Genomic DNA, 443 nt, shown 5'->3' with positions numbered 1-443 from the left:
ATTTAACAATTTCTCACCTTCTTTTTTATTTAGAGAGCTACAAAAGTAACTCTCCATTTTGAACATAAAAAAGAACTATCCTATATAGTCCTCACCTGTTATTTCTCTATATTCTACTTCAGTTATTTTATTCTTACCTACTGAATTTTTAACCATTTCTTTAGTCCACATTTTATTATCATAATAATATTTTATTTTATCGTAATTTAACATTATATTAATCCTCCCATCATTAAACTGTAATTTATGTTTGCATTTTCCTGTTCTAACTCTTTAATCTTTTTTAATACTTCTTGTTCTGGTGTTAAAGGTATTTCCACATACTCATATGTAATCTCTTTTGTTGTCTTGTCTACATACATAATAGGTGCAAAACCTTCTCTTTGTTCTGCTTCTACTACTTCATCGACCAACACTCCACTTAATTCTAATTCTTGAGCTGA

The 443-nt window shown here is 28.0% G+C and carries 2 protein-coding genes; both read right to left on the bottom strand.

Annotation, left to right across the window (positions count from 1 at the left end; translation table 11 throughout):
- Positions 1-75 precede the first annotated feature (75 nt).
- Positions 76-213: an XkdX family protein gene (locus IC213_RS20615; RefSeq protein WP_227435842.1), complete on the bottom strand. Its 138-nt coding sequence runs from the start codon at positions 211-213 to the stop codon at positions 76-78.
- On the bottom strand, positions 213-443 hold a 231-nt coding region (locus IC213_RS20610), incomplete at its 5' end, for a hypothetical protein (RefSeq protein WP_227863587.1). The genes IC213_RS20610 and IC213_RS20615, both read right to left, overlap by 1 nt.

It is taken from the genome of Clostridioides sp. ES-S-0049-02 (genome assembly GCF_020658465.1).
Classification (GTDB): Bacteria; Bacillota; Clostridia; order Peptostreptococcales; family Peptostreptococcaceae; genus Clostridioides.
Note: the sequence above shows the minus strand (reverse complement) of the source record. Positions and strands in the feature narration are given on the sequence as shown.

Coding starts and splice junctions, on each gene's coding strand:
- IC213_RS20615 (WP_227435842.1), bottom strand. CDS start 213: ATGTTAAATTACGATAAAATAAAATATTATTATGATAATAAAATGTGG.